At 68.2% G+C, this 7,365-nt stretch carries 8 protein-coding genes and 1 other RNA gene; 5 read left to right on the plus strand and 4 right to left on the minus strand.

The features are described 5' to 3' along the window. Positions 1–154: 154 nt before the first annotated feature. Positions 155–529: a transfer-messenger RNA gene (gene ssrA, locus D0D37_RS45065) on the minus strand. Between the two features lie 188 nt (positions 530–717). Between ssrA and D0D37_RS45070 the strand changes: the two genes are divergently transcribed. The 5 genes from D0D37_RS45070 to D0D37_RS45090 all read left to right on the plus strand — a co-directional run bounded on the left by D0D37_RS45070 (position 718) and on the right by D0D37_RS45090 (position 4,992). Then, positions 718–1,410 (plus strand): sensor domain-containing protein, encoded by a 693-nt coding sequence (locus D0D37_RS45070; protein WP_116206693.1) that lies wholly within the window; start codon positions 718–720, stop codon positions 1,408–1,410. Further along, complete coding sequence (locus tag D0D37_RS45075; protein ID WP_116206694.1) at positions 1,407–2,540, plus strand: sensor histidine kinase; 1,134 nt, start codon at positions 1,407–1,409, stop codon at positions 2,538–2,540. Before D0D37_RS45070 ends, D0D37_RS45075 begins: the two co-directional genes overlap by 4 nt. Before the next feature lie 56 nt (positions 2,541–2,596). Beyond that, the gene (locus tag D0D37_RS45080; protein WP_009073303.1) at positions 2,597–3,238 is read left to right on the plus strand and encodes a response regulator transcription factor; all 642 of its coding nucleotides are present in this window, start codon (positions 2,597–2,599) and stop codon (positions 3,236–3,238) included. An 88-nt stretch (positions 3,239–3,326) separates the two neighbouring features. Beyond that, positions 3,327–3,545 (plus strand): hypothetical protein, encoded by a 219-nt coding sequence (locus D0D37_RS45085; RefSeq protein WP_009073301.1) that lies wholly within the window; start codon positions 3,327–3,329, stop codon positions 3,543–3,545. A 145-nt stretch (positions 3,546–3,690) separates the two neighbouring features. Next, a complete protein-coding gene (locus tag D0D37_RS45090) occupies positions 3,691–4,992 on the plus strand; it encodes an acyltransferase family protein (protein ID WP_116206695.1) in 1,302 nt (433 codons plus the stop codon). Here D0D37_RS45090 and D0D37_RS45095 read toward each other — a convergent pair. Genes D0D37_RS45095 through ftsX form a run of 3 tightly spaced genes read right to left on the minus strand, consistent with a single transcriptional unit; the run spans position 4,982 to position 7,302 of the window. Beyond that, the gene (locus tag D0D37_RS45095; protein WP_116206696.1) at positions 4,982–5,878 is read right to left on the minus strand and encodes an amidohydrolase family protein; all 897 of its coding nucleotides are present in this window, start codon (positions 5,876–5,878) and stop codon (positions 4,982–4,984) included. The genes D0D37_RS45090 and D0D37_RS45095 overlap by 11 nt on opposite strands. Further along, a complete protein-coding gene (smpB, locus tag D0D37_RS45100) occupies positions 5,875–6,357 on the minus strand; it encodes an SsrA-binding protein SmpB (protein ID WP_116206697.1) in 483 nt (160 codons plus the stop codon). Before smpB ends, D0D37_RS45095 begins: the two co-directional genes overlap by 4 nt. A 51-nt stretch (positions 6,358–6,408) precedes the next feature. Further along, on the minus strand, positions 6,409–7,302 hold the full coding sequence (ftsX, locus tag D0D37_RS45105; RefSeq protein ID WP_116206698.1) for a permease-like cell division protein FtsX: 894 nt from the start codon (positions 7,300–7,302) through the stop codon (positions 6,409–6,411). Positions 7,303–7,365: the final 63 nt, after the last annotated feature.

Here is a 7,365-nt window from a genome sequence, read left to right on the forward strand (position 1 = left end):
GGCAAGCGAGCAGGCCCCCCAAAGCCGCCCACCACGATGGGGGTCCAGGGGGCGCAGCCCCCTGGCGGGGGTTTGGGGGTCCGACCCCCAAAGGCAATGACGAAGAAGAGCCCTGGCCCAAGCGTAAGCATTGGGCAGGGCTCTCCCGCGAATCGAGTGGAGGTGCCGGGAATTGAACCCGGGTCCTCTAGCGCCTCCTCAAGGCTTCTCCGTGCGCAGTCCGCTGTGTCTCTGCTTGGCCCCTTCAGTCACGCGAACAAGCTGAAGTGACGAGCCCAGCCACTGTTTGCTTCCCTACCAGGCCCCGTGGCCGGGACTGGCGGTAAGCCTCCTAGCTGATGCCGGCGACCGGGTCGGAGGCGACCCCGGGCCGACAGACTTGCTCTGCTGCGATCAGGCAGCGAGAGCGAAGTCGCGCTGGCTATTGGCCTTGGCGCTTATTAGGTTGCGATGACGCTTGCGGTGGTCTCTCGCCTGCACCGGCACGCTTCCCTTGATTCAACGTCCAGAGTCGAAACCGTTCACCCCCTTGTAGGTGTTCTTGACTCAACCATCATAACGCGTCCGGCAACCCGATAATTCCGGCATGGGCCAGCGCGTCGGCCAACTCCGGGGTAGGGCTGTCCCCACCTCCAAGATGCCCGCGCGCCCCCTGGTTGCCGGGTGCCCGTCCGGCCATGCTGAGCAGGTCAGTTTCCGCTGTGAGGGAGCCCCGCCATGGTCACCGTGCCCGCCGGTCGCAGTTTTGGGCGCCGCACTCCGCCGTTGGGCGGGGCGTTGGCGTATCTCCTGCTCAACCTGCCCATCGGCATCCTCTCGTTCGCGCTCATCGTGACGCTGGGGTCGGCCGGGTTCGGGACGCTCATCGTCTGGCTGGGCGTTCCGCTGCTCGGGCTGCTCATCCTCTTCGCGCGGACCGCGGGCCGGGTCGAGCGGGCGCGGATCTACGCCCTGCTGGACGTGTACGTCGACGACCCCTACCTTCCGTTGCCGCCTTCGGGGCAGAAGCAGCGTTGGCTGACCCGGCTGAAGGACCCGGCGACCTGGCGGGACCTGTCCTACCTGTTCCTGCTCTTCCCGCTCGGCCTGGTGGAGTTCGTGCTGGTCGTGACGGTGTGGGCGGTCAGCCTCGGCCTGGTCGCGCTGCCGATCTACTACCGCTTCCTTCCCGACGGCGTCTACTCCTTCCCGAGCTACGATGTCCAGTGGTTCGTCGTCGATTCGACGGTGACCGCGCTGCCCTGGGCGGCGCTGGGGGTGCTGTTCGCCGCGATCGCCGTGGCCCTGACCAAGGGGCTGGCGGCGCTGCACGCGGCGTTCGCGGCCGGGTTGCTGCGTCCCACGGTCGCCCAGCGGCGTCGCATGGAGCGCTCGTGGAACGAGATCGACGGGATCACGGTGGCCGGATGACTTCGCAAGACCCGCCTCCCGTGCACCCGCGTCCGCATCCGGCTCGCACGATCGGCTACATGATCCCGTCGTTCGTGCTGCGGCTGTTGCAGTTCATCCTCATCGTGGTCGGCGCGACCGTCGGCACCGCGACGCTCATCATCTGGATCGGCTTCCCGATCCTGCTGGCCGTCACCGGGTTCATCCGCTGGTCGGGCGACGTGGAACGCCGGTGGGCCCGCCGGATGCTCGGCACCCCGATCGGCCCGGTCGAGCGGCTGCCGACCGAGGGGCAGCCGATGACCCGCCGCTGGCTGACCCGGCTGTCCGACCCGACGACCTGGCGCGACCTGGCTTACCTGATGGTCGCGTTCCCGCTGTCGATCGTCGAATTGCCGATCGCGATCGCGTCGATCGTGCTGCTGCCGATGGCGATCTGGGTGACGCCGTGGCTGGGCTGGCTGCACGGCAACCTGGCGCTGTCGATGCTGGGCCCGAACCGCACGAAGAAGCTCGAAAAGAAGGCTGAGCACCTGCAGGCGTCGCGGGCTCGTGGCGTGGACGCCGCAGAGGCCGAGCGCCGCCGGATCGAGCGTGACCTGCACGACGGCGCCCAGCAGCGGCTCGTGGCGGTCGCGATGAGCCTCGGCCGGGCGAAATCGAAGTTCGACAACGACCCGAACGCGGTGCGCGACCTGATCGACGAGGCCCATTCGGACGCCAAGCTCGCCGTTTCCGAACTGCGCGACCTCGCCCGCGGCATCTACCCCGCCGTGCTGGGCGACCGCGGTCTCGACGCGGCCCTGTCCGCGCAGGCCGCTAAGTCGCCGATCCCGGTCGACGTGCACGTCAACGTCGAGCCCAGGCCGCCCGCCGCGGTCGAGACCACGGCGTACTTCATCGTCGGCGAGACCCTCACCAACATCGCCAAGCACGCCGGCGCGACCGAGGCGACGGTGAAGGTGTGGCGCTCGGACACGCATGTCATCACCGAGATCACCGACAACGGCCACGGCGGCGCGGAGGTCCGCCCTGGCGGCGGGCTCGCCGGGCTGGCCGACCGAGCGGCGACCATCGACGGCGTGATCACCGTCGTGAGCCCGGTCGGCGGCCCGACGGTCATCAGGGCGGACCTGCCGTGTGAATGGTGACCCGTCCGTGAGTGAATAGCCCCGGGAGCTTTTCACTCACGGACCTGGGGGCCTTGATGCGAGTAGTGATCGCGGAAGACGCCGTGTTGCTTCGGGCCGGGGTCACCCGGTTGCTCGCCGACGAGGGCATCGAAACCGTCGCCGCTGTCGACAACGGCGACGACCTGCTCGGCGCGATCACTGAACACCGTCCTGACCTGGCGATTGTCGATGTCCGGATGCCGCCGACGTTCACCGACGAGGGTTTGCGCGCGGCGCTGGCGGCCCGCAAGGAGATCGCTGGCCTGCCGGTGCTGGTGCTGTCCCAGTACGTCGAGGAAAGCTACGCGGTCGAGCTGCTGTCCGGCGGTGCCGGAGGCGTCGGCTACCTGCTGAAAGAGCGTGTCGCCGACGTGGACGAGTTCCTGGACGCGGTCCGTCGCGTCGCGGACGGCGGCACCGCCATCGATCCGGACGTCATCGCCCAGCTGATGGCCCGCGGCCGCCGCAACCCGCTCGATTCGCTCACCGCGCGTGAATCCGAGGTACTCGGACTGATGGCCCAGGGCCTGTCCAACAACGCCATCGCGAACTCGCTGGTCGTGTCGCACGGAGCGGTCGAAAAGCACATCGGCAACATCTTCTCGAAGCTCGGCCTCGAGGCCAGTTCTGAAGAACATCGCCGGGTTCGCGCGGTGCTGACCTACCTCGGCCGCTGAAACCCCTCACTCGAACTGACGGCAGCCCGGGCGGCGTTCCCTCGCTTACCATGGACTGATGCCGCCCGAACCGAGCGAGGAGAGCCCGATGTCCGACCGCAGCGTCCGCTTCTTCGGCGGCCCGCTCGACGGCCGGGTGCAGGAACTCGCCGACGAGGAACCGGTTCCGGGCACGGTCGTGCGCCACATCCACCTGCACGGCGGGCCGAAAATCGAGACGCGGTACGAACTCGGCCTCACCGAGAACGGCTGGGCGTACCGGGTGCAGGCGCACGAATCGGAGCCGGAGCCGGACACCCTGTCGTGAGTGGCGATGCCGGTTAGAACCGGGATCAGCACTCACGAGCCCCGGTGGTAGGGCAAACCCCACCACACACCTCCTGCCACCCCGACCCCCCTTTCGGTGGTCAGCACCGCTGTTTCTGCGCCCGGAAACCGCGAGGCTCTTCAGCATGACGACGAGCCAGCTGCCGACCCGCGCCCCACGGGCGTCCCGGGACAAGTTTCTCGACGTGGTGCGCGCCGGAGCGATCCTCGCGGTGGTCGCGCAGCACTGGACGATGCCGGTGCTTTCCTTCTCCGGCAACACTCTTTCCACCGGCAACGCCCTCGCGACGCCGGGCTGGTGGATCATCACCTGGGCGTCGCAGGTGATGCCCCTCGTCTTCTTCGCCGGCGGCGCGGCGAACCTGATCTCCTTGCGCCGCGCGGAATCCACCCGCGCCTGGTTCGCCGGACGCGTCCGCCGCCTGCTCGTTCCCGTGCTGCCGCTGATGGCGGTGTGGCTCGTCGCGCCGGATCTGTTGCACGGCTTGGGTGTTCCGCCACAACCAGTCCAGGTGGCCAGCGCGATCGCCGCGCAGCTGCTCTGGTTCCTCTCGGTCTACCTGCTCACTGTGCTGCTCACACCGCTGATGGTCGCCGCACACCGCCGCTGGGGTCTCGCGGTACCGGCGGTACTGGCCGGACTAGGCGTTCTCGTTGACGTGGCACGGTTTTCCGACCTCGGCCTGATCGGGTACGCCAACGCCGTCATCGTCTGGGTCGCCGTCCACCAGCTCGGTTTCCACTACGTCGAAGGCCGTCTCGGCTCGCTCAGCCGCCGCGCCGCACTCGCTGTGTCCGCCGCCGGTTTCGGGGTGACGGCGCTGCTGGTCGCGTTCGGCCCGTACCCGGCGAGCATGATCGGCATGCCGGGCGCACCGGTGTCCAACATGAGCCCGCCGACCGTCCTGCTGCTGTTCCTGGCGCTCGGCCAGATCGGGTTCCTGCTGGCTTTGCGCGAGAAGCTCGTCTCGCTCCCCCGCGTCACCGCCGCGCTCAGCTGGCTCAGCCCGCGGTTCATGTCGGTCTACCTGTGGCACATGCCGGCGCTGGTCGTGGTTTCCGGCGTGACCGTCTTCGGCCTCGGCTACTCGACGCCGACCCCGGGTTCGTCGATGTGGTTCCTCATGGCCCCCGCCTGGTTCGCGGTGTGCGGCGCGGTGCTGCTGGGCCTGCTGCGGCTGTTCGAGCGCTTCGAGATGCAGCCGGACGGCCTGGTCGTGACCGCACGGACGCCTCAGCTGGTGCTGGCGGGCCTGCTCGCCTCCGGCGGTCTCCTCGGCCTGGCCGCACACGGGTTCGCCCCGCTGCGCGACGGCGTGCTGAACGGTCCGCTGCCGTGGGTGGCGCTGGTCGCGGCCGGATTCGCGCTGGCCGGACGTCAGGTGTCGCTGCCGCGGAACCGGGCCCTCGTGACGGTCAAACGCTGAGCAGCTTCGCGGGGGTGTCGTGCAGCACCGCTCGCAGGAACGGCTCGCCAAGGCGATCGTCGGCTGCCCAGCCGGCGATCGCCCGCAGCTGTGTGGCATAGGAGTACGGGATGTTCGGGAAATCGGTGCCGAGCACGACGCGGTCGGCGAACTCCGCCAACCGGACCGTCCAGTCCGGCGGCAGCGGCGACATCGCCTCCGCGAACGGCACGCCGACCATGGTGGTGTCCAGGTGTACCCGCGGGTACCGCTCCATCAGCTCGAACGCGGTGGTGAACTGGGGCATCGCCGCGTGCGCGAGCACGGCGGTGAGCCGCGGATGCCGCTGCAGGACTTCCTCGAACACCTCGAGCCCGGTGAAATCGCCGCGCAACGGCCCGTGTCCACAGTGGATCACCACCGGCACGCCCGCCTCGGACAGCGAGCCCCACACCGCGTCGAGCAGCTCGTCGCGCGGGTCGTATGCGCCGACCTGGACGTGCGCCTTGAAGCAGCGGGCTCCCGCACGCAACGCATTGTCCACATAGGACGACGCACCCGGCTCCGGATAGAACGTGCCGGTGGGCACCGCTTCCGGCACCTGCTCGGCGAACTCCAGCACCCACGACGTGAGCCACTCCGCCATGCCCGGCTTGTGCGGATACACCAGCGGCGCGAAGGCCTTCACGCCCAGCGCGCGCAGCGTTTCGATCCGCTCCGCCTCGGGCGTGCGGTAGTGGATCGGCCACGGCGTGCCGTAGTGCTGTTCGGCGCGGTCGAAATACGCCCACACCTTGTCCAGCACGGGCTTCGGCAGGAAGTGGACGTGCAGGTCGACGATCCCGTCGAGGCCGAGCCCGGCGATCCAGCCCGGGACGTCGGCGTCGGTGGCCGGACCCGCCGTCACTCCGTGAACCGGCCCTTCAACGCCCGCCCCATCGCGCGGCTGATGTCCTTCTGCGCGTCGCGTTTGGCGAGCGACTGGCGCTTGTCGTAGGCCTTCTTGCCTCGGGCCAGCGCGATCTCGACCTTGACCTTGCCGTCCTTGAAGTACATCGACAGCGGCACCAGCGACAGACCGCTTTCCTTGGTCTTGCCGATGAGCCGTTCGATCTCGCGCCGGTGCAGCAGCAGCTTCCGCGTGCGCCGCGGCATGTGGTTGGTCCAGGTGCCCTGGGTGTACTCGGGGATGTGGACGTTGCGCAGCCACACCTCTCCGTCGTCCACCGTCGCGAACGCGTCCACAAGCGACGCTTTGCCGGCCCGCAGGCTTTTCACCTCTGTGCCCACCAGCACCATCCCGGCCTCATAGGTGTCCAGGATGGAGTAGTCGTGCCGAGCCTTGCGGTTCGACGCGATGACCTTCTGTCCACGTTCCTTGGGCATACCGACCACTTTACGTGATGCGTCCGACGGCGAGCAGCCGATTTGTGCCCGCTAGTGGCGCACGTACAGCCGCAGCGTGACGTACCCGGTGATCGCCGAGATCAGGACCGACACCGCCAGCAGGATCGGCGCGACCGGGAACAGCACCTCGAGCGTGGTGATCTGCGGGAACACTTCGCCGGTGAAGACCGTGTCGAGGAAGGACAGCTTCGTCAGAAGCAGGAACACCACCCCGAGCACGGCGCCGACCGTGCCGGCGACCACCGCCTCCAAGAGGAACGGCAGCTGGGTATACCACCGCGTCGCGCCCACCAGGCGCATGATGCCGACTTCCGTCCGCCTCGTGAACGCCGAGACCTGAATGGTGTTCGCGATCAGCAGCAGGGCGGCGACGGCCATGATAAGCGCCATCACGAACGCGATGTTCCGGACTCCGTTGAAGACGTTGAACACGCGGTCGAGGAACTTCTTCTGGTCGTCGACCTTCTTGACGCCGGGCTGGCCGGTGTACTGCTTGATGATCGCGTCGGACCGGTCCGGGTCTTTCAGCTTCACCTGCAGCGACGCGGGCAGCGCCTCGGGGCCGGTCAGCTCGAGCAGTTCGGGCTGGCTCGCGAAGATCTTCTTGAACCGGTCGTAGGCCTGGTCGCGGTTCTCGTAGACGACCGACTCCACACCGGGGTTGTTCTGCAGCGACTGGCGGAGCCCGTTGCAGAGCGCCTGCGTGCAGTTCTTGTCGTTCGCGCTCACGTCGTCGACCAGCGAGACCGAAACTTCGACTTCGGCGAGGAAGTTCGCCTTCATCTTGTCGATCGTGCGCACGGCGAGCAGACCGCCGCCGAGCATGGCGAGCGAGACCGCGGTGGTGAGGATCATCGCGATGGTCATCGTGACGTTCCGGCGCAAACCGGTGACGACCTCGCTGAAGACGAAACTGGCACGCATCGCTCTCGTGATTCCTTGGTTCGGGGCTGGCCCTTATACACATCGCCGAGCACACGAGACCGA

This window comes from Amycolatopsis circi (assembly GCF_003385235.1).
GTDB classification, from domain to species: domain Bacteria; phylum Actinomycetota; class Actinomycetes; order Mycobacteriales; family Pseudonocardiaceae; genus Amycolatopsis; species Amycolatopsis circi.